25 protein-coding genes are annotated in these 23,128 nt (G+C 62.2%); 19 read left to right on the top strand and 6 right to left on the bottom strand.

Going from position 1 to position 23,128, the window contains the following annotated elements:
* The first annotated feature begins 23 nt into the window (after nt 1–23).
* The 7 genes from N1058_RS09675 to N1058_RS09645 all read left to right on the top strand — a co-directional run bounded on the left by N1058_RS09675 (nt 24) and on the right by N1058_RS09645 (nt 4,638).
* A complete protein-coding gene (locus tag N1058_RS09675) occupies nt 24–719 on the top strand; it encodes a fumarylacetoacetate hydrolase family protein (protein WP_265517312.1) in 696 nt (231 codons plus the stop codon).
* A 2-nt stretch (nt 720–721) separates the two neighbouring features.
* The gene (gene maiA / locus N1058_RS09670) at nt 722–1,369 is read left to right on the top strand and encodes a maleylacetoacetate isomerase (protein ID WP_265517311.1); all 648 of its coding nucleotides are present in this window, start codon (nt 722–724) and stop codon (nt 1,367–1,369) included.
* 29 nt (nt 1,370–1,398) lie between these two features.
* Nucleotides 1,399–2,499 (top strand): cupin domain-containing protein, encoded by a 1,101-nt coding sequence (locus N1058_RS09665; RefSeq protein WP_265517310.1) that lies wholly within the window; start codon nt 1,399–1,401, stop codon nt 2,497–2,499.
* Nucleotides 2,499–3,287 carry a maleylpyruvate isomerase N-terminal domain-containing protein gene (locus N1058_RS09660; protein WP_265517309.1) on the top strand — a complete coding sequence of 263 codons (789 nt, stop codon included), beginning with the start codon at nt 2,499–2,501 and terminating at the stop codon, nt 3,285–3,287. The genes N1058_RS09665 and N1058_RS09660 overlap by 1 nt, the downstream gene beginning before the upstream one ends.
* A 447-nt stretch (nt 3,288–3,734) precedes the next feature.
* A complete protein-coding gene (locus N1058_RS09655; RefSeq protein WP_265517308.1) occupies nt 3,735–3,989 on the top strand; it encodes a DUF1488 family protein in 255 nt (84 codons plus the stop codon).
* 55 nt (nt 3,990–4,044) lie between these two features.
* A complete protein-coding gene (locus tag N1058_RS09650; RefSeq protein WP_265517307.1) occupies nt 4,045–4,305 on the top strand; it encodes a hypothetical protein in 261 nt (86 codons plus the stop codon).
* A gap of 27 nt (nt 4,306–4,332) precedes the next feature.
* Complete coding sequence (locus N1058_RS09645) at nt 4,333–4,638, top strand: hypothetical protein (RefSeq protein ID WP_265517306.1); 306 nt, start codon at nt 4,333–4,335, stop codon at nt 4,636–4,638.
* Between the two features lie 270 nt (nt 4,639–4,908).
* On the opposite strand, the gene N1058_RS09640 is transcribed toward N1058_RS09645, so the two are convergent.
* Entirely contained in the window at nt 4,909–6,069 is a 1,161-nt protein-coding gene (locus tag N1058_RS09640; protein WP_265517509.1) for a LysR family transcriptional regulator, read from the bottom strand.
* 139 nt (nt 6,070–6,208) lie between these two features.
* Here N1058_RS09640 and N1058_RS09635 point away from each other — a divergent pair, with 139 nt between their 5' ends.
* The 11 genes from N1058_RS09635 (at nt 6,209) to N1058_RS09585 (ending at nt 15,972) form a co-directional block, all read left to right on the top strand.
* A complete protein-coding gene (locus tag N1058_RS09635; protein ID WP_265517305.1) occupies nt 6,209–7,582 on the top strand; it encodes an aminomethyl transferase family protein in 1,374 nt (457 codons plus the stop codon).
* Between the two features lie 202 nt (nt 7,583–7,784).
* Nucleotides 7,785–7,910: a hypothetical protein gene (locus tag N1058_RS09630; protein ID WP_265517304.1), complete on the top strand. Its 126-nt coding sequence runs from the start codon at nt 7,785–7,787 to the stop codon at nt 7,908–7,910.
* On the top strand, nt 7,907–8,854 hold the full coding sequence (locus N1058_RS09625; protein WP_265517303.1) for an ornithine cyclodeaminase family protein: 948 nt from the start codon (nt 7,907–7,909) through the stop codon (nt 8,852–8,854). The genes N1058_RS09630 and N1058_RS09625 overlap by 4 nt, the downstream gene beginning before the upstream one ends.
* Nucleotides 8,855–9,079: 225 nt before the next feature.
* Nucleotides 9,080–10,282, top strand: a complete 1,203-nt coding sequence (locus N1058_RS09620) for an ABC transporter substrate-binding protein (protein ID WP_265517302.1) — start codon at nt 9,080–9,082, stop codon at nt 10,280–10,282.
* A gap of 73 nt (nt 10,283–10,355) precedes the next feature.
* Nucleotides 10,356–11,222: a branched-chain amino acid ABC transporter permease gene (locus tag N1058_RS09615; RefSeq protein ID WP_265517301.1), complete on the top strand. Its 867-nt coding sequence runs from the start codon at nt 10,356–10,358 to the stop codon at nt 11,220–11,222.
* A gap of 4 nt (nt 11,223–11,226) precedes the next feature.
* Nucleotides 11,227–12,234, top strand: a complete 1,008-nt coding sequence (locus N1058_RS09610; RefSeq protein ID WP_265517300.1) for a branched-chain amino acid ABC transporter permease — start codon at nt 11,227–11,229, stop codon at nt 12,232–12,234.
* Nucleotides 12,231–13,010: an ABC transporter ATP-binding protein gene (locus tag N1058_RS09605; protein WP_265517299.1), complete on the top strand. Its 780-nt coding sequence runs from the start codon at nt 12,231–12,233 to the stop codon at nt 13,008–13,010. The genes N1058_RS09610 and N1058_RS09605 overlap by 4 nt, the downstream gene beginning before the upstream one ends.
* Nucleotide 13,011: 1 nt before the next feature.
* Nucleotides 13,012–13,734: an ABC transporter ATP-binding protein gene (locus N1058_RS09600; protein ID WP_265517298.1), complete on the top strand. Its 723-nt coding sequence runs from the start codon at nt 13,012–13,014 to the stop codon at nt 13,732–13,734.
* A gap of 11 nt (nt 13,735–13,745) precedes the next feature.
* Nucleotides 13,746–14,528 carry an aspartate/glutamate racemase family protein gene (locus N1058_RS09595; RefSeq protein WP_265517297.1) on the top strand — a complete coding sequence of 261 codons (783 nt, stop codon included), beginning with the start codon at nt 13,746–13,748 and terminating at the stop codon, nt 14,526–14,528.
* Nucleotides 14,529–14,712: 184 nt separating this feature from the next.
* On the top strand, nt 14,713–15,423 hold the full coding sequence (locus N1058_RS09590) for a GntR family transcriptional regulator (RefSeq protein ID WP_265517296.1): 711 nt from the start codon (nt 14,713–14,715) through the stop codon (nt 15,421–15,423).
* Between the two features lie 111 nt (nt 15,424–15,534).
* Complete coding sequence (locus tag N1058_RS09585) at nt 15,535–15,972, top strand: YbaN family protein (protein WP_265517295.1); 438 nt, start codon at nt 15,535–15,537, stop codon at nt 15,970–15,972.
* A gap of 276 nt (nt 15,973–16,248) precedes the next feature.
* Here the strand turns inward: N1058_RS09585 and N1058_RS09580 are convergent, their stop codons facing one another.
* The 4 genes from N1058_RS09580 to N1058_RS09565 are packed head-to-tail and all read right to left on the bottom strand — an operon-like array spanning nt 16,249 to nt 20,064.
* Nucleotides 16,249–17,574, bottom strand: coding sequence for a TRAP transporter large permease (locus tag N1058_RS09580; protein ID WP_265517294.1), 1,326 nt, complete (start codon nt 17,572–17,574; stop codon nt 16,249–16,251).
* Nucleotides 17,575–17,590: 16 nt separating this feature from the next.
* Nucleotides 17,591–18,175: a TRAP transporter small permease subunit gene (locus N1058_RS09575; protein WP_265517293.1), complete on the bottom strand. Its 585-nt coding sequence runs from the start codon at nt 18,173–18,175 to the stop codon at nt 17,591–17,593.
* Nucleotides 18,176–18,230: 55 nt separating this feature from the next.
* A complete protein-coding gene (locus tag N1058_RS09570) occupies nt 18,231–19,250 on the bottom strand; it encodes a TRAP transporter substrate-binding protein (protein WP_265517292.1) in 1,020 nt (339 codons plus the stop codon).
* A gap of 34 nt (nt 19,251–19,284) precedes the next feature.
* A complete protein-coding gene (locus N1058_RS09565; protein WP_265517291.1) occupies nt 19,285–20,064 on the bottom strand; it encodes a gluconokinase in 780 nt (259 codons plus the stop codon).
* On the opposite strand from N1058_RS09565, the gene gntR reads away from it, so the two are divergent.
* Nucleotides 19,979–21,016, top strand: coding sequence for an HTH-type transcriptional regulator GntR (gene gntR / locus N1058_RS09560; protein WP_420847961.1), 1,038 nt, complete (start codon nt 19,979–19,981; stop codon nt 21,014–21,016). The two genes, N1058_RS09565 and gntR, sit on opposite strands and share 86 nt — an antisense overlap.
* 57 nt (nt 21,017–21,073) lie before the next feature.
* On the opposite strand, the gene N1058_RS09555 is transcribed toward gntR, so the two are convergent.
* Nucleotides 21,074–23,092: a BTAD domain-containing putative transcriptional regulator gene (locus tag N1058_RS09555; RefSeq protein ID WP_265517290.1), complete on the bottom strand. Its 2,019-nt coding sequence runs from the start codon at nt 23,090–23,092 to the stop codon at nt 21,074–21,076.
* Between the last annotated feature and the right edge of the window lie 36 nt (nt 23,093–23,128).

Raw genomic sequence — 23,128 nt, 5'->3', positions numbered from 1 at the left:
GCTTCAACAACAAGGAGACACGAATGTCCTACGTCTTTTCTCCCGCGCCGGTCGCGACAGTGGCAGTTGCCGACAGCCCGGACAGGTTTCCGGTGCGGCGCATCTTCTGTGTCGGGAGGAACTACGCCGCCCATGCCCGCGAAATGGGCAAGGACCCGGAACGCGAATTGCCGTTCTTCTTCAGCAAGCCGGCAGACGCGGTCGTGGACGCGGGCGAAACCGTTCCCTATCCGCCGCAGACGGAGAACTTCCACTACGAGGCGGAACTGGTCGTCGCCATCGTCACGGGCGGGCGCGATATTCCCGAGGCGGAGGCACTGACGCATGTCTGGGGCTATGCCATCGGCAACGATCTGACCCGGCGCGACCTGCAGCTCCAGGCGCGCGACAAGGGACGGCCCTGGGACTTCGGCAAGGCCTTCGATAATTCCGCGATCATCGGCCCGGTTCATCCGGTGGGCAAGGTCGGGCACCCGGACAAAGGCGCGATCCGGCTCACCGTCAACGGCGAGACCAGGCAGGACGCAGATTTGACCGAGCTCATCTGGTCTGTGCCCGAGATCATCTCGTTCCTGTCGCATTCCATCGCGCTGGCGCCCGGTGACCTGATCATGACAGGTACGCCGGCAGGCGTCGGAGCACTGGTGTCGGGCGACGTATGCGTGGTGAGCATCGAAGGGCTGGGCGAGATCGTTACCGAGATCGGCCCCAGGGAATAACGATGACCCTGACGCTGCACAATTTCTTCCGCTCATCGACGTCCACGCGGCTGCGCGCAGCGCTGAACCTCAAGGGCCTGGACTACGACTACGTACCCTATGTCCTGCGGCGGGGAGATACGCGAACGCCGGAGTACCTGGCGATGAACCCGGCCGGCCTTGTGCCGACGCTCGAGCGCCCGGACGGCACGATCATGACGCAGTCGCTGGCGATCATCGAGTGGCTGGAGGAAACCTATCCCGAACCCGCCCTTCTGCCGTCCGATCCCGATGGCAGGGCGCGGGTGCGGGCGCTGGCGCTGATGAGCGCCTGCGAGGTCCATCCGCTCAACAATCTTCGGGTGCTGGGCTATCTGGCGGACCGCTTCGGCGCCGATGAGGCGGCGCAAAAGGAATGGTTCACCCACTGGGTCGAAACCACCTTCGATGCGCTGGAAAAGATGCTGTCGTCGGATCCCATGACCGGCCAACTCTGTCATGGCAATAAGCCGGGGCTCGCCGACCTTTGCCTTTACGCGCAGGTCTGGAACAACCGCCGCTTCGAAATCGGCACGTCGGCGTGGCCGACGATCGGCCGCATCTTTGAACGGCTGGACCAGATACCCGCTTTCAGGGATGCGGCACCCCCTAACCAGCCGGACGCTGCCTGACCATCAATTCGCAAGCAGGAGGACACGCCGTGCCTGACAAAAACGAAGACACTCCCGCCAACGAAATGCAACCAGAGGATACGCTGGAGCTGCGCGCCCTCTACAAGGGATTCGAGGAGCAGCATCTCATTCCGCTCTGGACCCAGCTCGGCGACCTGATGCCGATTCATCCCAAGCCGCGAGCTGTGCCCCACATCTGGAAATGGGCGGAGCTGCTGCCGCTTGCGGAGCAGTCCGGCGAACTCGTGCCGGTTGGGCGTGGCGGCGAGCGGCGGGCCATCGGCCTCGCCAATCCGGGGCTGGGCGGCCACGCCTATGTCAGCCCCACGCTCTGGGCCGCGATCCAATATCTCGGCCCGAGGGAAACCGCGCCTGAGCACCGCCACGCGCAGAACGCCTTCCGTTTCGTGGTCGAAGGGGAGGGGGTCTGGACCGTTGTCAATGGTGACCCGGTGCGAATGAGCCGCGGCGATCTGCTCCTGACGCCAGGCTGGCATTTCCACGGTCATCACAACGACACCGACAAACCCATGGCCTGGATCGACGGGCTCGATATCCCCTTTGCGCAGCAGAATGATGTCGGCTTCTTCGAGTTCGGCTCGGACCGGGTGACCGACTACGCCACGCCACGCGTTTCGCGGGGCGAGCGGCTCTGGTGCCATCCGGGCCTGCGTCCCCTGTCCGGGCTTAGCGACACCGTCAGCTCGCCCATCGGCGCCTATCGCTGGGAGCACACGGACCGCGCCCTGACCGAGCAGCTCCTGCTGGAGGAGGAGGGGCAGCCCGCGACGGTGGAGCAGGGCCATGCCGCCATCCGCTATGTCAATCCCACGACGGGTGGCGACGTGATGTCGACGATCCGCTGCGAGTTCCATCGCCTGCGCGCCGGCACGCAAACGCCGACGCGGCGGGAGGTGGGCTCGTCCGTCTTCCAGGTGTTCGAGGGAGAGGGCGCAGTTGTCATCGATGGCGTGAGGCACAAGCTCAATATCGGCGACCTATTCGTGATCCCGTCCTGGGTGCGCTGGTCCCTCCAGGCCGAAACGCAGTTCGATCTGTTCTGCTTTTCCGATGCGCCGATCATGGAGCGGCTGAACTTCGCCCGCACCCATGTGGAAGTGGGCGATTGATGGGTCAGAGCATCGAAGAGGCGCGCGCTGCACTTCGGGCCCGGCAGGGCAGTGGCGCCCGATACGATGCGGCCGCCGCACCCGTCCGCCAACTCGATTGGGCGCGTCGCGGCACTGCCTATTTCGCACGCCTCCTCAACGAGCTGTCGGATGCCGATCTCGACGCGCCTTCCGCGCTGCCCGGATTGTCGCGGCGCCATATCATCGCACATATCGGCTACCACGCTCGTATCCTGAGCGAAGTAGTCGCTTGGGCTCGGAACGGCCGGAAGGAGCCCCTTCCGCGCGTCGCGCAGGTGGCGAGCGGCGATGTCGAACTTGGGGCAACCCTGCCGTCGCGCGCGCTGCGTTATCTGTTCGACCATTCGGAGGTTCACCTCAACGTTGAATGGCGCGATCTGAGCGATGCTGACTGGGACGCTTGCGTGGAGGATGCGGCGGGCCGGCGGCTGGCGCTGAGAAAAACACCAGAAATCCGCGCACGCGCACTCTGGCTCCATGCGGTGGACCTGAACAGTGGCGGCCGTTTTGCCGACATGCCGTCGGATTTTATCGATGCGCTGATCCGGGATCATGCGGCCGCGTGGTCAGGCAGGACATCTATTCTGTTGTCTCCCACCGACAGGCAGGAACCGATCGAGTTCGGCAAGGCGCCCGAGACCAGGCTGATGGGGCAAGCGGCTGACATGGCCCGATGGCTTTCCGGCCGGGGCGCCCGCGGGCTGCGCGCCGATGGAGGCTCGCTTACTGAAGGGGTTTCATCAAGTCCTGGCCTCATCGGCCTATGAGACGCGCATGGAGGGCGGCCAGCTTGCTAGCAAGGGCGACCCCTGGCTTTTCAACCTTTAGCGCTTGGCGGTCCGCATAGGCCAGGCCTTGAGGGCGGACCACTTAACCCGCCTGCGCCGAGAAGAATATCTGGCACTCCTGTTATTCGATTGCCAAAGAGACTATATGAGGATGTGGCCCTCTACACCCGGCCGCAGAAAAGAACACTCCATGGGATCCGGTGTCTTAAGGTGACAGCGCTCGTGCAAGGAGCGGTCGTGTCAGCTGCGGCTGGTCCCGCGCCGAAGCGGTGATGGGATCAGCGCCGCCACCGTCGCACTTACTCTCCATGCCGCAGCAGCCTGACGCTCCTGAGATCAGCGTGTGAGGGAGTGCCATTGTTCACCCAGCAATGCGGAGAGCTGTAGCCCACGAACTGAGAATCCATTCCTATGAGGTATACGATCATGACGCTTACTTTCCCCAATAGAAGCCGCAGCTACGACGAAGTCGGGCAGCGCGTTCGCTTCATCGGCCATGACGGTATGTTCGAGGTGCCCTTCTTCGTCGAGACCGATGCGCTGCATACCGCAACTGCCGGTGAAGCGGATTATCTGGCCGCGTTCGATGCAGCGCGCGCCACGATCCACGACGTCGCGCGCGAGATCTACGGCAGCGCCCGCAGGACTGTGTATGTGCTGAGGGCGGCGGATTTCCGGTAAGCCAAGTTCCCCTGATCGCCCGGATGGGGAGATGAAAGAAGAGCCGGAGGCTCCGATGACCATTCGCACCACCGATACCCAGATCACGTTCCAGCAACCCTTCATGCTGAGTGCCTTCAACATTCGGCAGCCTGCCGGGGTCTATCGTCTGGTGGTCGACGAGGAGGAGATCTTCGGTCTCTCCTTTCTTGCCTACCGGCGCACGGCCACGATGTTGCACATTCCAGCGATTTCCGTCGAAGGCGTCCGGCATCAGGTGGTTGAAGTCGATCCAGAGGAACTGGCCGCAGCTCTGGACGCAGATGCACTCGTCTAACCAGAACTCTTTAAAAGGAGATCGCTAATGCAGTATCTTGGCGGCATTCGTGGGGCCGGTGTCTTGAAAAGCAGGGATGAAACCCTCGCCCGCGCGGACTACGATTTTGACGGATTCCTGAGGAGACCCGGAGAGGTGACCGGCAGCGGCGAAATCCGCATGCCTGCGGATGTTTTGCGGGAGGTGTTCGCTCGCGGGGATCTCCATCTTCTGACCGACGACGGGAGGCTTCTCAGCCTTCGCTTCTCTGAAAAGGAATTGCCGCCAGCAAGCGACTCTGCCCATGTGGATGTCGCTGGCGACCTGCCACGGCAATCCGAATGGCGGCACTGACTGCGCTGTAAACGGTCGCGCGGGATAATCGATCCGCGTGCCATCCGATCCTGGTCCTGCGGGAAGGGTCCTCAAAAATCGACCGATTTTGATTTGGCGCAGTCGCATCGGGCTGGAAAGGCACTCATTGAACGCGATCTTTACAGGAACGCGATCGAGCAACTGGCCGCTGCAGCGTTCAGGAGCGCATTGCGCGTGCCGATAGACGGAGGCTGACACAATCTGGCTCTCGGTTTCGAGTGAGAGCCGAGGGCAGGCATCCGCCTGACCCTAGGACGCCTGCGCTCTGAGGTGGTCTTCGAAGACCTTGAGTATCGCTGACGATCCCCCGCTCTTCCTGATGGTCAACCCTATGGCGATCTCCGATCCCGGGAGGTCGATCTCTACTTTGCGCAGTCTGTCGGGAAGACTTTTGAGGTTCTCGTCACTGTAACTCAAAAGGCCGATAGAATTGCTGTTCATGATGACCTGTTCCGCGTTGCCGAAGGACAGGATTTCACAGGTCTGTGTCGGCGGCACGGCGCCGACATTCCGGAACAATTCTTCGAAATAGGCGCGCACCGGCGTGCGGTGAGGCGCGACGATCCATTTCTCGTCCTGCAGGGTGGAGATGGACACCGGTTGGGAGTGGCAGGGGTGGTCATGCCGGGCGACCAGGGCGAACTTTTCATTGTAAAGAAAGATTTCGCGAAGGTCGTTGTAGGGCGGCGGGTTTCTCAGAATCCCCACCATGCAATCGATCTCCCTGCGCCGGAGTGCTTCTGCGAGCATGTTGTAGCTGCCCGGCACGGCCATCAGCCGCAAATCCGGATAACGGTCGGACAGACTTCCAAAGACCTTTGCCACTATGTTTTGTCCCGAAAAGGGTAGCATCCCGACCGCCAGACGACCGATCAGGCGACGTTTCGTGTCCAGCGTGAAGGTTTCTATGCCGCCCAGTTCCTGAAGAAGTTCGCCGCGAAGTGCCGCAAGACGTCGTGCCTGCTCGGTTGCTTCAAGCCCGTGGCGACGTCTCTTGAAAAGCGTCTGCTTGGAATACTGCGCGATAGCGGCGATCGACCGGCTGATCGCCGGTTGTGTCATATTCAGGTGGACGGATGCGGCCGAGGCGCTTTCGAGCCGCACCACCGCCGCGACAGCATCAAGATGATGCCATCGCAGGAAAGTCCTGAGATTCGGACGGGGACCGCCGGCGATGGCGATGTCATCTTCCGCCTTTTGAATCAGCTTGAGCGCCGCTGAGCAGTGCCTCAGGACAGCCTCACCCCATGACGTTGGTTCCGTCCCGCTCCAGCCGCGTTGAAACAGGGCTACGCCCAAGGCTTTCTCGGCGGAGGCTATCGTCCGTGAAACGACCGGCTGGCTCGTGTTCAGTGTTCGCGCCGCCTGCTCGAAGCTCGTGGTTCCTGCCACAGCGTCTATAACGCGCATCTGCTTCAGTGAAATGCGGGCTTCCTCTGCCATATACAGATATTACCAAGATGATCATGGCTATTCAATATGAGCATATGCCAGCGCTGGCGCTGGATGATAGGTATTCCGACGGAGAATTTCGGGAGGAGTCCGGGCGATGGCCGACAAATCACTTGAAGATAAGATCAAACGCGTCGGTAACCCGTCGCACATGTTGCAGAACGCGCAGGACGGCCCCTACGTCTTTCCTATCCAGCCGCAATATACCAATTGGATGGAGGAGATGCGCGCCTGGCGTCACGCCGCCGCACTGCTCAATCAGTCCTACCATATGGCCGATCTTTACGTGCGCGGCCCTGATGCCATCAGGTTGCTCGCGCATGTGGGGGTCAACAGCTTTGAGGGCTTCGGGCGTGACAAGGCCAAGCAGTTGGTCTGCTGCAATTATGATGGATATGTGATCGGCGACGGCATCATCTTTGCGCTGGAGGATGACGAAATTCTCTATGTCGGAAGGCCGCCCCTTGCGAACTGGATAAAGTTTCAGGCGGAAAATGCCGGCTTCGACGTTCGGACCGAACTAGACGCCCGTTCCCTCGATAATCCCAACAAGCCGCGCAAGCTGTATCGCTACGAGGTGCAGGGTCCGCTCGCGATGGACATCCTCAACGAGGTCAATGAGGGCGGTCCGCTGGTCACCAGGTTCTTCAACATGGGAGAGATCACCATCGCCGGATGCCATGCACGTACGCTCAGCCACGGGATGGGCGGTGCCAAGGGGCTTGAAATCTGGGGACCCATCGGTGACGCCGAGAAGGTCTACGATCGTCTGCTCGAAATCGGCGGCAAGTATGGCATGCTGCGGGCGGGCTCGCGGGCCTATTCCTGCGCTGCAATGGAATCGGGCTGGATCCCGTCGCCGCTGCCGGCGATCTATACCGGGGAAGCCATGCGTCCCTATCGTGAATGGCTGGGTGCCGACAGCTTCGAGACGACGTGCTCGGTTGGCGGCAGCTTTCAACCGGACAATGTGGAGGAATTCTATCTCACACCCTTTGACCTCGACTATGGCCGCATCGTGAAGTTCGACCACGATTTCATCGGGCGCAGAGCGCTCGAGGAGATGGCGACGCAAGATCATCGCACCAAGGTCACGCTGGTCTGGGACAAGTCGGACGTGCTCGGGATTTTCGGTGGCCTGATGGATCAGTATCCGGGTCCCAAACTGATGGAGCTGCCTGCGGGCCATTATGCCGCCCATCCCTATGACCAGGTGCTGCTTGATGGTCAGCAGGTCGGCCTGTCTACCTATCCCGTCTATTCGGCGAACGAGCGGGCCTGGATTTCACTCGCGGTGGTACGTGCGGATTTGGCCGATCAGGGAACGAAACTGTCAATCCTTTGGGGCGAGGCCAATGGCGGCACCAAGAAGCCGCATGTCGAGCGGCACGTGCAGATGCAGGTCGGGGCCGAGGTTCACCCCTGGCCGATCCACGAGGCGAGCCGAAAGCACTACCGATCGCAAATCTAAGCCTGCCGGGTGCATTCGGAGCGGCCTGCCGGCGCAGCCTGCGCATGATCGCCAAAATTCCTTCTGCGTGAAAAGCCACATACTTTGCACTCATCGCCGCACGCCTCACCTTGCCTGGTAACGCGCTGGCGGAACCCGTCTTATTTCGACCGTTCGAACAGCCAAATGCGAGCGCCGTGGATGTGGTAACGAAGGAGTGCGTATGTTCACCGCTGCCGTGGTCATCAGTGTACTCGAACTGCTGGAACTTCGGCTGGACCTCGGCGATCAATGTCTGGAGAATTGCATCCCGGCTTGCGCGAAATTCATGAATGAAGGAACACCATGATGATCACCCCACGCCTGATCACCTATGACGAGGCCGCGCCCCTGCTGACCTGGCCCGGTGCGGTCGCCGCACTGCGGTCCGGTCACGAGCGCCCCAAGGCGCAGGTGGCCGACATGTTCCTGGGTCCGACCGAGGGGTCTCTGCTCAGCCGGGGCGCCTTTATCGAAGGGCTCGGCTTCGGTGTGAAATCGGTCACCGTCTTCGGCAAGAACCCGCAGGCAAACCTGCCCAGCATACAGGGGGCCATGTTCACGTTCGAGCCCGAACACGGACAACTGACTGCAATCATCGAAAGCCGGCTCGTCACCGAATTCAAGACAGCGGGGGATTCGGTTCTGGGCGCCTCCCTTCTGGCCCGACCCGACAGCGAAAGGCTGCTGATCGTAGGGGCGGGCACCGTAGCACGCAGCCTCATCCTCGCCTATACGGCGATTATGCCCTCGATCAAGCACGTCCGGATCTGGGCACGCCGGAATGAACAGGCCGAGGCGCTGGCCGGATCCATGCGCGTGGAGGGTGTGGAGACCGCCGCCGCCCCCGACCTGGAAGAAGCGGCCGGCGCAGCCGACATTATCTCGACCGCCACCATGGCGCGCGAACCGGTGCTGCTTGGCGCCTGGATCAGACCGGGGACGCACGTGGACCTTATCGGTGCCTTCAAGGCCGATATGCGTGAAGCCGACGATGCGCTGATCGCGGGCGGATCGCTCTTTGTCGATAGCCGGGAAACCACGATCGGCCATATTGGCGAGCTCACGATCCCGATCGCCGCGGGGGTCATTGCCGCTGACGCTGTGAAGGGCGACCACTACGACCTTGTCAGCGGCACAGCGACCGGACGCGCATCCGACGATGAGATCACCGTCTTCAAGAATGGTGGCGGCGCCCATCTCGACCTGATGATCGCCAATTACATAGCGACAGCGATGGCGAACGCGGGCTGAACCGATGCCGTTGGCGCGATACGAGGATACGCACCTCCTTGATGGTCCCTGCAGCGCCGCCGCTGCATGTCGCTCCCCGGCATCGAACCAACCGGATCAAAATTTTGTATACAAAATTTTGATCAGATGTTGACAATCTTGTCGTTTCGTACTTCGCTGGACGTCATCCGCGCAGCCAAAGAGCATGACCGTATAAAAAGCGCGATGACCAGAAGGGGAATGAAGATGATCAATAGACGCACGACACTGAAAACGCTGGCTATCGGCGCCGTTTCCGCGCTCGCGTTCACCGCCGCGGCCCTGTCCTCCGCGGCCGCCCAGAACAAGACCTTGAAGATCGGCTTCGTCGGCGTGACCAGCGGCCCCGCTGCCGCCTGGGGCACATCGAATGTGCGCTCGATGCAGGTGCGGGCCGACTGGCTGAACGAAATCGGCGGGGTCAAGATCGGCGACGAGACCTACGACATCAGCATCGTGACCTTCGACGACCAGAAGGATCCGAAGCGGGCCATCGCCGGCATGGAGAAAATGGCTCAGGAAGGCATCCACTACGTGGTCGGCCCGAATGTCGATGACGGCGCCGCGGCCGTGCGCCCCGTTGCCGAGGCCAACGGCATCATCTACTTTCCCTACGCCTTCCCGAAGGAGCTCTACACTCCGCCCGCGTCCAATGCGGTTCTGGGCATGGTTGCGAACTACCAGTCGGGACCGGCCATCTACAAATACCTGATGGAAAACAAGGGCGTCAAAACGGTCGCCTTCGTTGCGGCCAACGAGTCCGATCCGTTGAGCCAGCGCGACAGCGGCGTGGCAGCCGCCAAGGCGTTGGGCCTCGAGGTGGTCGCCGAGAACGACACCTATCAGACCGACACGCGCGATTTCACGCCGATCATGACGCCTATCGTGCGCTTGCAGCCAGACCTCCTGGTCCTGTCCGGCGTGGCCCCGGCCAACGCCCCGCAGCTCATCCGTTCCGCGCGGGAGCTCGGCTATCAGGGGCTGATTTCGGCAGAGACCGCCCAGGATGCCAATGTGCTGCAGGAGGGAGCGGGGGAACTCGCCAACGGCTTCATCTCCGTCGGTGGTGCGTCCACACCGGAAATCCGCTCACCCGAGATGGAAGAGTTCATCGAGCGCTATACCAAGGCCTATGGAGAATATAACGACGAGTCCAACACCAAGGTCTATGCGCTCGACTACATCATCGAGACCCTGAAGGCGAACCCGGCGGCGATCGATGATGTCGAGGAGTTCAAGAAGACGATGGAGACCTTCTCCGCGCCGAACCCCTACATCAAGGGCGAAAGCGAGCTGAAATATGTCGGCATGTCCTCCTTCGGCCAGAAGCGGCAGATCTCGGTGCCGATGGTGGTGACGGAGTTCAAGGACGGCGCTTTCGAGACCTTGTTCATCGGCGAAGTCGACTGACACAGCGCCCGCATTCCACGAGTGACGGAGGTTCGGGCGCTGCCCGAGCCTCCCGGCAGCGGACACCCTCGACATGGAACAGGTAATCGCCAACGGGCTCTATCTCGGCGCCCAATACGCCCTGATCGCGCTCGGGCTCACGCTCATCTTCGCGCTGATGAACGTCCTCAATTTCGCGCATGGCCAGCTCTATGTGCTGGGCGGTTTCGTCACTTATACGATCTACGGCCAGCTCGGCCTGCCCTTTCCGGTGGCTCTGGTCTGTTCGGGCCTCACGTTGGCGGTGGTCGGTGCGGCGATCGAAAAGTATCTGTTCCGGACGGTGATCAGGCGCAGCGTGCGCGAGGAAAGCACCATGCTCCTCGCAGCGGCCATCGCCTTCTTCCTCGATTCCGTCATCCTTCTGCTCTTCGGCGAGAAGCAGCGCGGCGTTCCGAAGATTATCGACGGCGTTTTCATTTCCGACGCGGTGATCCTGCCCTACGACCGCATCCTCGTCGGGGTGCTTGCCGTACTCATGATCGCGGCCTTTGTCCTGTTCATGCAGTACAGCAAACCCGGCCGGGCCATGCGGGCGCTTGCGCAGGATCGGATCGCGGCCCAGCTGATGGGCGTGAACGTCAATCGCTATTCCATGATCGGCTTCGCACTTGGAGCAATGCTCGCGGGTGTCGTGGGCGGATTGCTCGTCACCATCACCGGCGTCAATTCGGGCATCGGCGGACCGATCTCGATCAAGGCCTTCCTGATGGTGATGATCGGGGGGGCCGGGGTTGTCGGCGGGGCGATCGCCGGCGGCTTCATCCTGGGCATGATGGAATCGGTCGGCCTGACAGTGCTTCGCGAGTTCGGCGACGTCACCTATCTGGTGATCTTCGCCCTTTTGATGGTCTTCCTGAGCATTCGCCCGAACGGGCTGATGGGCAAGCCGTGGGGTTGATGCAATGACACGGACAACCAAGATCGCGGCCTCGGCGGCCTTTCTTCTGACATTGCTCGTCGGCGTGCCGGTGCTGATCAACCTGACAGGGCGGACCGACTTTTATTACACGCTCACTTCGGTGGCCCTGCTTTCCATCATCAGCGCCGGTGTTTGGATCACCTTCTATATCGGTCGCATCAATATCGGGCAGGGCGCCTATGCGCTCATGGGCGGGTATGTCTCCGCCATCCTCGTGACCGGCTACGGCGTCTCCTTCTGGCTGACCCTGCCGCTGGCCGGCCTGTTCTGTGCGGCGGCAAGTGTGCTGATCGGATTGCCGATCCTGCGGCTGCGCGGTGTCTACTTCGCCATGATCTCCCTGGTGCTTACCGAGGTCGCCCGCCTTCTTGCCCTGGCGCTGCCGATCACCAACGGCGCCAAGGGGATCGTCAGCATCCCGTTACCTGGCGAGATAAGCCTGTTCGGCCTGACGATCATTCCGGACTTTTCCACGCTGGCCAACCCGCGGCTGGCCTTCTACATCGTGGCCGTGCTTCTCATGGCGTTGTGCTTCGCCGGGCTTTACCGCCTGTCGCGGTCTCGCATCGGGCAGTTGTGCCAATCGCTGCAGCAGAACGAGGAGCTTGCCTCCTCGATCGGCGTTAACATCGCTTATCTGCGCGTCATCGCCTACGCCATGTCCTCCTTCCTCGGCGGTGTCGGCGGCGCCATGTTCGCGGCCATTTCGCAGTCGATCTATCCGTCGAGTTTCACTGTCGCCGATTCGGTGAACTTCATGCTCAACTGCTTCCTCGGCGGGCTCAGCTATGTCTTCGGGCCCATGCTCGGCACCTTCGTTCTTTACTTCGGTTGGGACCTTCTGTTCGAGACCGGCCGTTTCCAGCTTCTCATCTTCTCGTCCGTGCTTATCGCGCTCATGCTGGTGCTGCCCAACGGCCTCTTGAGCCTCAGCCTGCCGAAGCGGAAGGGGAACGGCGTGCCTGCACGGAAGAAGGGGGTGGAAGCATGAGTCGGATTCTGGAAGTCGTCGGTCTCACGAAGCGCTTCGGCGGACTTGTCGCCGTGAACGACGTCTCGTTTTCCGTTGAGGAGCGCGAAATCCTCTCTGTCATTGGCCCGAACGGCGCCGGCAAATCGACGCTGTTCAAGCTGATCTCCTCCTTCCTGATTCCGACCGCCGGCGAGGTGCGCTTCAAGGGCGAGCGAATCTCCGGCCTCGCTCCTCATGCCGCGGCCCGCAAGGGCGTCGTCCGCACGTTCCAGGAGACCACCATCTTCAAGGGGATGAGCGTACGCGACAATGTCGTCACTGCGCATCATCTGCGCTCGCGGGCAAGCCTTGCCGGCTTTTATTTCGGCACGGTGGCGGCACGCCGCGACCAGGCGGAGTTCGGCCGCTCGGCCGACGAGATTCTCGAATTCCTTGGCCTTGCCCCGATGCGCGACGAGACGGCCAGCAACCTGCCGCACGGGCATCTGCGCGCGCTCGGCATCGCTATCGGCCTTGCCACAAATCCGGCTGTGCTGCTTCTCGACGAACCCTTCGCGGGCATGAACCACGATGAGACGCGCAAGGCGGTGGAGATGGTCCACAAGGTGAGGGAACGCGGCATCACGGTCCTCCTGGTGGAGCACGACATGCCGGCGGTGATGAGCATCTCCGATCGTATCGTCGTTCTCAATTTCGGCAGCAAGATCGCCGAGGGATCGCCGGCAGACATCCAGCAGGACCCGAATGTCATCGAAGCCTATCTCGGTGCCGAAGACGAAACGATCGGAGTCTAGCATGGATCAGCTTCTCAGATTTCAGGACGTGAAGCTCTATTATGACCATGTCTACGCGCTGAAGGGCGTGTCCCTTGAGGTCAAGGAGGGCGAGACAGTCGCGCTGATCGGCGCCAATGGAGCCGGGAAGTCTTCCATCCTGCGCGCCATCACGGGGTTGCAGAAAATCAGGGAAGGGCAGGTGCATTTCCGCGGACAGCGGATCGACGGCACGGCGCCCGACGAGATCGTTCGCATGGGCATCTCCATGGTGCCGGAGGGGCGGCGCGTCTTCCCCTACATGACTGTGCGCGACAATCTGATGATGGGCGCCTTCACGCGCGGCGACAGGAACGAGATCCGCGACAGCATCGACATGGTGTTGACGCGATTTCCCCGCCTGAAGGAGCGCTATTCCCAGCAGGCCGGCACCATGAGCGGCGGCGAGCAGCAGATGCTGGTGATCGGCAGGGCACTGATGAGCAGGCCACGCCTGCTTCTGCTCGACGAGCCCTCGCTCGGCATCGCGCCCAAGCTCGTCCAGGACATCGCCCGCTCGATCGTGGCGATCAACCGCGACGAGGGGGTGAGCGTTCTCCTGGTGGAACAGAATTCCCGCATGGCGCTGCGCGTTTCGCAGCGGGCCTACGCGCTGTCCACCGGCAGCGTCGCGCTGAGCGGCAACTCCGCCGAGATGCTGACCGACGAGCGGGTCCGAAAACTTTATCTCGGCGGCGAACTTTGAGGCCGGTCTGAATGCGCATCCTCGTCATCAACCCCAATACAACGGCTTCAATGACCGCCAAGATCGGCCTGGCCGCCCGTTACGTGGCCGCGCCCGGAACGGAGATCGTCGCCGTCAACCCTGAGGACGGCCCGCCCAGCATCGAGGGCTATTACGACGAGGTCGTTGCCATACCCGGCATCCTCACGCAGATGCGCAAGGCGCCGATGATGGACGCCTATGTGATCGCGTGCTTCGACGATACCGGCCTCGATGCGGCGCGCTGCGTGACGGAGGCCCCGGTTCTCGGCATCGGTGAGGCCGCCTTCCATTTCGCCGCGCTTCTTGCGGGCAAGTTCAGCGTGGTTACGACCCTTGCCCGCTCCGTGCCGGCTATCGAGCACAATCTGGTGAAATACGGTTTGGCGACACGCTGCGCAAAAGTGAGGGCGGCGGATGTTCCCGTGCTGGATCTCGAGCTTCCGGGCTCGAAGGCGCGACAGAAGATTTCGCGGGAGATCGCGCGTGCCATCGCGGATGACGGCGCTGAGGCGATCGTGCTGGGCTGTGCCGGCATGGCCGATCTGGCGAAGGATCTGACGGGAGAGCACCACATCCCGGTTCTTGACGGTGTGGCATGCGCGGTGAAGCTGGCGGAGGCGATGGCCGGCATCGGACTGAAGACGTCGAAGGTCGGCGGCTACGCCTTTCCCCGTGGCAAACGCTATGCCGGAATGCATGCGCCCTTGTCCCCGGTCGATGAAGAGGCCGGTGGAGCCCCCGCCGCAGTGGGCGCGACGCCCGTCAAACGGTAACCGCTGGCAAGCCGTTTCCGATGGGATTGACGGCGATGCGAACAATGTGAGACTTCGAACAGCTATGCGCTGGTGTCGAAGTTGCTCCGGCGCGGATCCGTAAGGAAGTTGGAGCGCCGTGCGTTCATGCGGACGCTCCATCTTCTTGTTTTTCTGCCTAAATGCCATAGGTTCGCCAGGAAACATGAACGAACTGACCGCACTACGACTGGAAGACGACGGGGAAAAGCGCTCGACACGCTGGTCGCCGATCTATCATGGCCTTCGGCAAGCCATCGTCAGCCACCGCCTCGCCCCGGGCACGAAGCTGCCCGAGGATGAGCTCGCCTCCATCTATTCGGTCAGCCGCACAGTCATCCGCTCGGCCTTGCAGGCGCTTGCCCACGACCGTCTGGCGCGGTTGGAGCCGAACCGCGGCGCCTTCGTCGCCAAGCCGTCGATAAAGGAAGCGCGCGAGGTCTTCGAGGCCAGGGCGCTGATCGAACCGCGGGTCGCCGCTCTTGCCGCAGGCTCCGCCGGTCCGCAGGACATTGCCTTGTTGCGACGCCATCTGGATAAGGAGCATGAAGCGCTGCATGCCGGTCGTGACAGCGAGGCGATCACGCTGTCGGCCCGCTTCCACGTGGGGATCGCCGAGATCACCGACCATTCGGTCCTGACGGCCATGGTGCGCGACCTCGTCTCGCACTCGTCGCTGATCATCGCGCTCTATTGGAAGCGACGGGACACGACGTGCGAAAGCCACGCCCACCATGCTCTGGTCGATGCGATCGAAGCGCATCGTGCCGAAGAAGCGGCCGGGCTGATGAAGAGCCACATGGTCGATCTTCTCTCGGGGCTCGACCTCACACGCGGCGAGAAGAAGCCGGAAAAACTTGCCGATATCCTGCGCTGACCGGCAACCGGCTGAAGGCAGCAACCATGCACCCCATGCGCGCTTGGATAGGACGGTCATGGCCGATCTCGGTGTGGCGATCCGGCAGCCTGTTCACCCGGAGCGATGACGATGGACGGAAAGCGCGACTGGTACATCCGTTCCCGGCTCAAGGTAGGCCGGCAGGCGGGTTTCGTCGCGCTCGGCTGCCTGATGTTGTTGCTTGGTTTTGTCGGCGCATTCCTGCCGGTCATGCCAACCACGATCTTCCTGATCCTAGCCGCCTGGTGTTTCGGCCGGTCGTCACCGCGGCTGGAGGCGTGGCTGCTTAATCATCCCCGCTTCGGGCCGGTGCTGCGGGATTGGCGCGAACATGGTGCAATGTCGCGCCGGGCAAAGTTTATAGCCTGTGCAGGCATGATAACCGGCTACGCGCTATTTTACGTCGGGGCGAAGCCCGCTCCATGGCTTGCCATCGTAGTGGCGGGCGTCATGGCCGGCTGCGCAGTCTGGATCGCGAAGCGGCCTGAGCGCAAGGCACCGGGCAGGCGGACAAACAGCGTGAGATGAAGATCGCCGAACGGGGAGGGAGGGGACAAGCTATGCCGGAGGGCGTTTCGTGCGTGCGGCCGACTGGATCGGCGTGGACGCTGTTGGCGTAGCTTTCCTGGACCAGTCGCCCGTTCTTCGAGCCTGGTGATGGTGACGAAGACGACCACCAGGTCCCGCGTGGCAATGAGCTCGATCATCCTCTTGGCACGGGCGGACAGGAAGGGTGCCGAGGCGCTGCCAAATCGTTTTCGTCAACGGTTTGTGACAGAACTCTGCAGCGGCGCGCTCCAATGGTTACCGCCCGGTGATGCCGGGGAAGGCGATAAGCAGACCAACGGCCAGAGCCTGGAGACAGATGAACGGCAGCAGCGCGCGGAAGATCATGCCCAGCGAGATTTCCTTGGGCGCCACGCTTTTGAGGTAAAAGGCGGCCGGGCCGAAAGGCGGCGTCAGGAAGGATATCTGCATGTTCATGGCAAACAGCACGCCGAACCACACCGGATCATAGCCCAGGTTTATGACCACAGGCACGAATATCGGCATGGTGAGCAGGGCAATGCCCACCCAGTCCAGGAACATGCCGAGGACGAAAAGAATCGCCATCATCACAAGGATGATGACCGTCGGGTTCTCCGACACCCCCGTTAGCAGGCCCGCGACAAAGTCGATGCCTCCCATCAGGTTGAAGACCCCCACCAGCGCGCTGGCGCCGATACCGATCCACACGATCATGCCGCAGGTCGACAGCGTCTGCAGCGCTGCGGCCTTGAGCATGTGCAGCGAAAACTCACCACGGACGACGGTGGAAAGGAGAACGCCGGCGACACCGACAGCCGAGGCTTCGGTGACGGAAGCAATGCCGCCATAGATCGAGCCCAGCACGAATATGACGACGATGATCGGTAGTATGATGCCCCTCAGGAGCGTCAGCCGCTCGACCAGCGGCCGCGGATCTGGTTCGGGCAGCGGGGCAAGGGCGGGATTGAGCCAGCAGCGCACCAGCACATAAACGACATAGAAGCTCGCCAGCATGAAGCCGGGGATGAACGCGGAGGTGAAAAGGTCGCCGATGGAGACGTTGGCAGTCAGGCCGTAGATGATGAGAACAATGGAGGGCGGGATCATGGTGCCGAGCGAGCCGCCCGCGCAGATGACACCTATAGCCAGATTGCGGTCATAGCCAAGGCGCAGCATCTGGGGCAGGGCCAGCAGCCCGAGCAGCACGATCTCGCCGCCGATGATGCCGCTCATGGCCGCCAGCACCACGGCGAGGAAGATGGTCTGCACGGCGACGGCGCCGCGCAGCCGGCCGCCGATCAGCTTCATCGCGTCGAACAGGTCGCGGGCGATGCCCGAGCGGTCGAGCAGCGCCGCCATCAGCACGAACATCGGCACCGACACGAAGACGAAGGACGAGACGAAGGAATAGACCCGGCTGGTGATCAGCGGCACCGAGGCGGGGCCGAACCAGCCCAGCGCGAAGATGAGCGCGACCAGAAGCGTCACATAGGCAAGCGGAATGCCGACGAGCAGCAGGCCGAAGAGCATGGCGAACATGACAAGCGTGCCATATTCGATGCCGAGCGATTTGAGGTCGAAGAGGAACCCGAGCCCCTCCATCAGGTTGTCTCCGGCATCAGGTGGTCTCCGAATGGCGCGCCAGGGCCGCGCGGGCGAAATTGAAGGCAAGGATCAAGAACTGCAAGGCCATCAGCGCCAGCACCGCGAGCAGAAACAGCTTCAGAAAGGCGGGGAAGGCAGGGTCCCAGGCGCTGCCGGAGGTTTCGAACCTGACGCTGCCGTCGGGCCTGAAGATGGCCCGCTGCACCATCAGCCAGGCCGCCCAGGCAAAAAAGCCGGTGGCGATCATGCAGACGAGGGAGATCACCGCGTCGAGCACGCGCCGCGCACGGCCTTGCACCAGATCGTAAAGCAGCACCACGCGGATGTGGGAGTTGCGCACCGTGCAGTAGAGGCCGCCATAAAGGAAGGCGGTGGCGGCCAGGAAAACGGTCGTCTCGTGCGCCCAGATGGTCGGCGCATTGAAGAAATAGCGCAGGACGACCTCCTGGATCAGGATGAGCATTGCCAGGACGATGCCGATCGCGAAGACGATCCCGCCGCGGTCGATCAGCCTGCCCAGCATGCCGGCTTCCGGCAACGGGGCGGCGACTTCCTGTTCGAGCACCGCTTCGACATCCGGCAGATCGTCGTCGCGCATAAGACCCTCCCTCGATGAGCCGGCGGCGGCACTGCCGCCGCCGGTGCGCCGGTCCTTACTGGACCAGACCTTTGCTGGTGAGATACGACGTCAGCAACTCGTAGACCCGCTGCGCGTTCTCCGACTTCGCGGCAACTTCCTCCCACTCGCCGATGGCGATCTTGCGGAATTTGGCGCGCTCTTCGGGCGACCAGTCATGGACGGTGATCTCGCCGCTGGCCTTGGCCTCCTCGACCGCTTTCTGGTCGTTCTCGGCGAGCGTGGACACCTGGTGCTGGGCAAACTCCGCCACGGTCTCCTCGAAGGCCGTCTTGATGTCGTCCGGCAGCGCGTCCCACTTCTCCTTGTTCATCGACACCTCGACAAGCGGCATCGAATGGAAGCCCGGATAGACCGGGTGCGGCGCGATCTCGTTAAGGCCCTGCGCCTGGTTGGTCGAGAAGACGCTGTAGTCGGCCGCATCGATGACACCCTTGTCGAGCGACGTGAACACTTCCGAACCCGGCAGGTTGACCGGAGAGGCGCCCGCCGCAGCGAACACCTGCTGCACCAGGCCCTCGGGCGCACGCATCTTCAGACCCTGAAGATCGTCGACGCTGTCCAGCGGGACGTTGGACACGAAGGCTTCGAGACCGGGTGTCGTGGCGCCGATGAAATGCAGGCCGTAAGGCTCGAGGATCTCATTCATCAGCTCCTTGCCGCCGCCCTCGGACATGAAGTCGAACATCTGCTGAGGATCAGACCACGCACCGACCGGATTGGCGATCAGTCCAAAAGCAGGATCCTTGCCGGCGAAATAGGAGGTGTCGGTGATATGGCCGTCGAGAATGCCGGCCGCGATCGCGTCCTGCGTTTCGTTATACTCGACCACCGAGCCGACAGGCAGCAGCTCAATCTTGACCTTGCCGTCCGTGCGCTCCTCCAGCGTCTCGGTCCAGCCCTTCTGCAGCTCGAAGTTAGGGTTGCCCGAAGGGTCGCTCGACTGGAACTTGAACGAGAACTCCTGGGCGGAGGCCGCGCTCGACAGAGCGATCGCCGCCACGGCGGCCAGCGCAAGTTTCGGGATGAATTTCATGGTGTTTCTCCTCCTGAGTTATGGCCAGCGGCCATCATGGAATTTGTTGCCTGCTTGGTGTTTCCCCGCTTGGGGATCGACCGGCGCTGGCAACGTGACGCCGGCAAAAATGCTCCGCTTCCTCTATGATCTGGTCAAGACTGCGCGCGATATCGAACCGGCGGACGGGTGCCTCCGCATGCGTGTCGGGCGGCTCGAGGTCCCGCAACTGGCTGCCCAGCAGGGACGGCGGCATGAAATGGTCCCGGCGCGCATGCAGGCGCTGATGGATGATCGCGCTGTCGCCGTCAAGATGGATGATCGCGAGGGGCCCCGTGCGGACCCGCAGCAGCGTGCGATAGCTGCGCTTGAGCGCCGAGCATGCGAGGAAGACGGGCGCGTCGTCGCGGGCATTGAGTGCTCCGATCCCGTTGCAGATTTCCCCGAGCCAGACCCAGCGCTCCTTGTCCGTCAGCGGAATGCCGCTCGCCATCGCCCCGACATTCTCGGGAGGATGAAACTGGTCGCCTTCCAGGAAATGGCCATTGCAGCGGGCGGCCAGACGGCTGGCGACTGTGGATTTGCCCACGCCGCAGACGCCCATCACCACCACGTTCCTGCAAAGGCCGACCATACACTCCTCCCCGGCATGGTTCTCGATGTTAGCGCTGTCATAGGGGGTGGCGCTGGCATATGTCAATGGGGTGAGATAGGATTCGTCATCAAGATGCGGCTGGAAATCCGATATCGTGCGAAACTTCAGGAAAGCAACACTTGCGGATGTCGCGGCCCGGGTCGGTGTCAGCGCTATCACCGTTTCGCGGGCCCTGCGCATGCCGGACAAGGTCTCGCCGCGGCTGCGCGAGGAGATTGCGCGGGCGATAGACGATCTCGGCTATGTGCCCAATCCGGCGGCGCGCACCCTTGCCTCGAGCCGGACGAACGTCATCGGCGTGATCATACCTTCGGTCACCAACAACGTCTTTGCCGAGGTGCTGCTCGGCATCTACACCGCGCTGGAGAGCACGGACTACGACATCCAGCTGGCAAATTCGCGCTATTCCGCGCTGAGGGAGGAAAGCCTCTTGAAGGTTTTCCTGGGCCAGAAGCCGGCCGGGCTGATCGTCACCGGCATCGACCAGTCGGAAAAATCCCGCGAGCTGCTGGAGAGGGCCGCCTGTCCCGTCGTGCAGATCATGGAGATCGACGACAACCCCGTGGATCTGATGGTCGGTTTTTCCCACTACGACGCAGCATGTGCGGCCACACGGCATCTCATCGAGCAGGGCTACCGGGGCCTCGGGTTCATCGGCGCCCGCATGGATCCCCGTTCGCAGCGCCGCCTGCGCGGCTTCCGCGACACGGCTTCAGGGGCGGGTCTGTTTTCCGAAAGCAGGGTCATCACCACGACGGCTGCCTCGACGGTGACGCTGGGCGCTCAGCTCTTCGCGGAACTGATCGACCGCGCGCCTGATCTCGACGCCGTGTTCTGCAACAATGACGATCTGGCACTCGGTGTCATGTTCGAGGCACAGCGCCGCCGAATTCCCGTGCCCGCCTGGCTGGGCATCTGCGGCTTCAACGATCTTGAGATGATGGCGACGGCCGAGCCGCCGATCACCAGCGTGCGCACCTATCGTTACGAAATGGGCCGGCATGCGGTGAACATGCTCGTTGAGGCGATCGAGGGCTCCGGCGGCGAGAGCAAGACCATCGACCTCGGCTTCGAAATCCGCAAGCGCCAGAGCTCAAACCTTGTTGCATCCGACCTTATCGGGAAATTCTGACCCAGGTGTTTGGTCCGGGCCGTTCCCGCATCGAGCAAGCGGTCGTATGATCGCGCATCAATCAAGCCCAATTCGCTTGGCGCCCTGACGGAACAGGGCAGCGGCATCCTCGGTGAATCGGAATGTGGCGAGGAAGTCATCGATCCGGTAATGCGGAAGCGTGTTGCGAATGGTGGCGGCGAAGGCTCTACCCTCATCGACCCGCCCCGCCAATGCAAGGCAATGGGCCGCGATCGCAAGTATAATGGCATGGGCGTTGGGACGGGCCGCCGCCTTGAGCGCCCACTCCGCCGCTTCATCGAATTGCCCCAGGCGAATATGCGCCATTGCCCGGGCACCAAGCATGCCGAACAGAAGCGGGTCGAACGGGCTGAGATGGCGAGAATGATCGGATGACCCGATTGCGGTTTGCGGATCGCCCGACTGCGAATGAACGAAGGCGAGTGCATAGTGGCCGAGAGCAAAGTTCGGGCTCAGGTCAACGGCCCTCTCCAGTTCGCCGATGGACTCGTCCTGGCGATCTCTCAGCCACAGGGCCCGGCCCATGGCCCAATGTGCGGCCGGATCGTGATCGTCGACAATCAGGCTTAACCCGGCGGCCTCGAAAGCCCGGTCGCTTTCCCGTTCGCGATCCGCCCAATGCTGGAAGGCATTCTGCCAATGCGTGAAAGATAAGCCAGCATGCGCCCTGGCGAAAGTAGGGTCCAGACGCACCGACATCTGGAAAAAATGCTGGGCCAGTTCGTTGTCCGGCTTGGTGAACCGATACATGTGCCAAAGGCCGCGGTGGTAAGCTTCCCAGGCATCCAGCGAGTTGGGCGGTTTGAGGATCGCGCGATTTCGTTCCACCGTCTCGATCTCGCTGGCAATCGACGAGACGATCCTGTTGCCGATCTCGTCAAGAACCAGGAAGGCATCGTCTGGCTTGTGATCGAAGGCCTCGGTCCAGACAATCCTGGCCGTCCGTGCCTCGACAAGCTCTACCGTGACAGTGATGCGGTCTGTCCGGTGCTGCACGGTGCCGCTGGCGACATAGTCGACGTTCAGCCTCCGTCCGGCATCCTCGGGGCCGACGCTCTGCTCCGCGAGTGCGAAGACAGAGCCCCGCGCGATGACGAAGAGGTTCCTCAACTTCGCCAACCGGGTGATGATGTCGTGGGTGAGCCCCTCCGAAAGGGTACGACTTCGGCCGTCCTTGTTCAATTCATCGAGAAACGGCATCACGGCAAGCGAGGCTCTGCGGGGGGCACCGGCGATGTCATCGGGTAAAACCAGTGCTCGGGGAGTTGCGTCCGCGGCGCGCAATGCGGCCGGCCGCCGATTTCTGATATCCGCCCAGGCCTTGCGAACGGGATCGAGATCCAGGTTCTCGGCCTCGAACATTCGCGCTGTGGCAGCCAAATGTTCCTCGCATTCGCCTATTTTCCCGCGCGCTGCCAAAGCGGCCAGCAGCCTCACATGCGCCTGCCCGTCGAAGGGGGCAAGTTGGCTCCACTTTTCCAGGAGCGGGAAGATTTCATCGGAATCCGTCGAAAGGCATCCGACAAGGCGTTCCAGCACTGCCGTGTGGCAGGCCCTGAAGCGGCGGCGTTGAGCGATGAGCCAATTGTTGAACTGGTAGCTGCGATCGATCTCCAGCCCTTCGAGAAAATCACCAACGAACAGTTCCGACAGCGCCCGCAACCGGTTCGCGTCGAGATTAGGAATTCCCTCCTTAGTCGCGGAGGCGATCTCGAGAACGTCAACCAGGCAGTCACCCAGATCCAGCGCGACCATGTCGTTGGAGGCCTCGATGCGCCGGCGGCCCGGCTCGTCGAGTATGCTTCGCAGTTTACTGAGACACCACCGCAGTTCGCCTCGCGGATCGTTGGGCACATCCCAGAAGAGCTCGCAGAGGCGGCTGCGGCCTACGGCATGCGGGGCAAGTGCGAGATAAGCAAAGAGTGCGCGCATCTTGCGCGATGCCGGAAGCTCAAGCTTGCCGCCGTTCCGCTCGACCGTCAGAGGGCCGAGCATCCGAACCCAAATTCCGGATGTGCCGATTTCAAGGTCCGGTGAAGTGGATTCTACGTGCATTTCCACGCCTCCTCCCACGATGGCCCTTGGATCTAT

It is taken from the genome of Nitratireductor luteus (assembly GCF_026162365.1).
Lineage (GTDB): Bacteria > Pseudomonadota > Alphaproteobacteria > Rhizobiales > Rhizobiaceae > Chelativorans > Chelativorans luteus.
This window is presented reverse-complemented; position numbering and strand designations above follow the sequence as displayed.

Bases quoted from the DNA above. Each gene is read 5' to 3' on its own strand.
- N1058_RS09675 (WP_265517312.1), top strand. From the start codon at position 24: ATGTCCTACGTCTTTTCTCCCGCGCCGGTCGCGACAGTGGCAGTTGCC.
- maiA (WP_265517311.1), top strand. From the start codon at position 722: ATGACCCTGACGCTGCACAATTTCTTCCGCTCATCGACGTCCACGCGG.
- N1058_RS09660 (WP_265517309.1), top strand. From the start codon at position 2,499: ATGGGTCAGAGCATCGAAGAGGCGCGCGCTGCACTTCGGGCCCGGCAG.
- N1058_RS09655 (WP_265517308.1), top strand. From the start codon at position 3,735: ATGACGCTTACTTTCCCCAATAGAAGCCGCAGCTACGACGAAGTCGGG.
- N1058_RS09650 (WP_265517307.1), top strand. From the start codon at position 4,045: ATGACCATTCGCACCACCGATACCCAGATCACGTTCCAGCAACCCTTC.
- N1058_RS09645 (WP_265517306.1), top strand. From the start codon at position 4,333: ATGCAGTATCTTGGCGGCATTCGTGGGGCCGGTGTCTTGAAAAGCAGG.
- N1058_RS09640 (WP_265517509.1), bottom strand. From the start codon at position 6,069: ATGCGCGTTATAGACGCTGTGGCAGGAACCACGAGCTTCGAGCAGGCG.
- N1058_RS09635 (WP_265517305.1), top strand. From the start codon at position 6,209: ATGGCCGACAAATCACTTGAAGATAAGATCAAACGCGTCGGTAACCCG.
- N1058_RS09630 (WP_265517304.1), top strand. From the start codon at position 7,785: ATGTTCACCGCTGCCGTGGTCATCAGTGTACTCGAACTGCTGGAACTT.
- N1058_RS09625 (WP_265517303.1), top strand. From the start codon at position 7,907: ATGATGATCACCCCACGCCTGATCACCTATGACGAGGCCGCGCCCCTG.
- N1058_RS09620 (WP_265517302.1), top strand. From the start codon at position 9,080: ATGATCAATAGACGCACGACACTGAAAACGCTGGCTATCGGCGCCGTT.
- N1058_RS09615 (WP_265517301.1), top strand. From the start codon at position 10,356: ATGGAACAGGTAATCGCCAACGGGCTCTATCTCGGCGCCCAATACGCC.
- N1058_RS09610 (WP_265517300.1), top strand. From the start codon at position 11,227: ATGACACGGACAACCAAGATCGCGGCCTCGGCGGCCTTTCTTCTGACA.
- N1058_RS09605 (WP_265517299.1), top strand. From the start codon at position 12,231: ATGAGTCGGATTCTGGAAGTCGTCGGTCTCACGAAGCGCTTCGGCGGA.
- N1058_RS09600 (WP_265517298.1), top strand. From the start codon at position 13,012: ATGGATCAGCTTCTCAGATTTCAGGACGTGAAGCTCTATTATGACCAT.
- N1058_RS09595 (WP_265517297.1), top strand. From the start codon at position 13,746: ATGCGCATCCTCGTCATCAACCCCAATACAACGGCTTCAATGACCGCC.
- N1058_RS09590 (WP_265517296.1), top strand. From the start codon at position 14,713: ATGAACGAACTGACCGCACTACGACTGGAAGACGACGGGGAAAAGCGC.
- N1058_RS09585 (WP_265517295.1), top strand. From the start codon at position 15,535: ATGGACGGAAAGCGCGACTGGTACATCCGTTCCCGGCTCAAGGTAGGC.
- N1058_RS09580 (WP_265517294.1), bottom strand. From the start codon at position 17,574: ATGGAGGGGCTCGGGTTCCTCTTCGACCTCAAATCGCTCGGCATCGAA.
- N1058_RS09575 (WP_265517293.1), bottom strand. From the start codon at position 18,175: ATGCGCGACGACGATCTGCCGGATGTCGAAGCGGTGCTCGAACAGGAA.
- N1058_RS09570 (WP_265517292.1), bottom strand. From the start codon at position 19,250: ATGAAATTCATCCCGAAACTTGCGCTGGCCGCCGTGGCGGCGATCGCT.
- N1058_RS09565 (WP_265517291.1), bottom strand. From the start codon at position 20,064: ATGCGCAGGGCCCGCGAAACGGTGATAGCGCTGACACCGACCCGGGCC.
- N1058_RS09555 (WP_265517290.1), bottom strand. From the start codon at position 23,092: ATGCACGTAGAATCCACTTCACCGGACCTTGAAATCGGCACATCCGGA.